The organism is Rathayibacter sp. AY1E8 (assembly GCF_002931415.1).
GTDB lineage: Bacteria > Actinomycetota > Actinomycetes > Actinomycetales > Microbacteriaceae > Rathayibacter.
Genome location: NZ_PSVI01000107.1, coordinates 1 through 2,208 on the forward strand (window position 1 = coordinate 1; position 2,208 = coordinate 2,208).

Sequence of the window (2,208 nt, forward strand, 5' to 3'; positions counted from 1 at the left end):
CAGCGGCGGCGAGGGGGGCGGCGCGCACCGGCTCGGCGGCCGCGGCGGGGGCCTCCACCGGAGCGGAGGGAGCAGCCGCCTCGGCCGCAGGGGTCGGATCGGCGGGGATCGCCACCGTGGCCCAGCCGTCGGAGCCGGTCGCGGCCGGGATCGGCGCAGCCGGAGCGGGCGCGGCGGTCGCCTCGACGGCGGCGCGTTCGGCCTCCGGGGCGGCGGCGCGAGGCTCGACGCGGGCGATGTACTTCACCCGCAGGCCGAGGACCTGCTGGATCGCCTGACGCAGGTACTCGCTGACTCCGGGCTGCCCAGCGGTTCCCGGCATCTTGAACGACTCGACGTCGTTCTGGCTCGGGAACGAGAGGGTCAGCACGTCGTCCTTGAGGGCGCGCACCTGGGCGGTGTAGGCCACCAGCCAGGCGGTCATCTTCGCCTTCTGCACGACCTCGAGGATCTCGGGCCAGGTGTCCTTCATCCGCTGGAGGGTGACCGCGCCGTCGGCGGGTGCGTCGCCCGCGGCCGCAGCGTGTGCGGAGGCAGCGGGCGCCGAGGCTGGGGCCGCCTCAGTAGACGCAACGGCCCGGTCCGACGGCTCCTGCTCGACCGGCTCCGGACGAGCCGCCGCGGCGGTCGTCGCGCGGGGGCGTCCTGACTCGGCCGGCGCGGACTCGTCCGCCTCCGGGGCGGCCGCCGTCTCGCCGGGTGCCTTCACCGGCGGCGCAGCGACCGGTGCGGACGCCGTCACCGGCGCCTCGGTGCGCGGAGCGGCCGCGATGGACTCGGGCACCGAGCCGGGAGCGGCGGCGTGCGAGGCGTGGTGGGGCTCGGGCGCACGGGACGGCTCGGACGCGCGCGACGCCTCGGACGACCGCGGGGCGGGCGCCGCGGTCTCGCGCGGAGGGGCCACGTGCCGCGGGCGCTCCTCCTGGGCCGCAGCGGGCGCGATGCCGGCGCCGGTGCCGTGCACCAGGGTGCGGGCGATCATCAGCTCGAGGTGCAGGCGCGGCGAGGTCGCACCGGTCATCTCGGTGAGGGCCTCGTTGACCACGTCGGCGATGCGCGAGAGCTCGGCCAGGCCGAGCGCGCGCGACTGGCCTGCCATGCGGTCGAGCTCGTCCTGCGAGACGCCGCGGAGGACGGCCGAGGCCGCTCCCCCGGTCGCGGCGACGACGATCAGGTCGCGGAGCTTCTCGAGCAGGTCCTCGACGAAGCGCCGCGGGTCCTGCCCCGTCTGGATGACGCGGTCGACCGCTCCGAACGCCTCGGCGGAGTCGTGCTCGGCGAGCGCGTCGACCACCTCGTCGAGCAGGGCGCCGTGGGTGTAGCCGAGGAGGGCGACGGCCCGCTCGTACTCGACGGTCTCGGCCTCGGAGCCGGCCATCAGCTGGTCGAGCAGGGAGAGCGTGTCGCGGACGGACCCGCCGCCCGCGCGGACCACGAGCGGCAGCACGCCGGCCGCCACGTGCACGCCCTCGCGCTCGCAGAGCTCCTGCGTGTAGTCGAGCATCTGCGCCGGCGGGACGAGCCGGAACGGGTAGTGGTGCGTGCGCGAGCGGATCGTGCCGATGACCTTGTCCGGCTCCGTGGTCGCGAAGATGAACTTCACGTGCTCCGGCGGCTCCTCCACGATCTTGAGCAGCGCGTTGAAGCCCTGCGGCGTGACCATGTGCGCCTCGTCGAGGATGAAGATCTTGAAGCGGTCGCGCGCCGGGGCGAAGATGGCGCGCTCGCGCAGATCGCGCGCGTCGTCGACTCCGTTGTGGCTCGCCGCGTCGATCTCGACCACGTCGAGCGAGCCCTGGCCCTCGCGGCTGAGCTCGACGCAGCTGTCGCAGACGCCGCAGGGGGTGTCGGTCGGGCCCGTCGCGCAGTTGAGGCAGCGGGCGAGGATGCGCGCCGAGGTGGTCTTGCCGCAGCCGCGGGGGCCGCTGAAGAGGTAGGCGTGGTTGACGCGGTTGGTGCGGAGCGCCGTCATGAGCGGATCCGTCACCTGGGACTGGCCGATCATCTCGGCGAACGTCTCGGGCCGGTACCGGCGATACAGGGCTGCTACCACCCGTCAACAGTAGCCGCGACCTCCGACACCGGAGCCGGGACGGCGGAGACCGGAGCGCGCGTAGCCTCGGTCCCGTGCTCCCGCCGCCTCCGCTCCCCCGCTTCGACGCGGTCGTGCTCGCCGGCGGACGCGCCTCCCGCCTCGGCGGCGCGGTC

At 75.1% G+C, this 2,208-nt stretch carries 1 protein-coding gene; it reads right to left on the reverse strand.

Translation table 11 applies throughout. The features are described 5' to 3' along the window. The coding region (locus C5C74_RS16790) for a DNA polymerase III subunit gamma and tau (RefSeq protein ID WP_104351938.1) at positions 1-2,053 on the reverse strand (2,053 nt) is incomplete at its 3' end. Positions 2,054-2,208 lie beyond the last annotated feature (155 nt).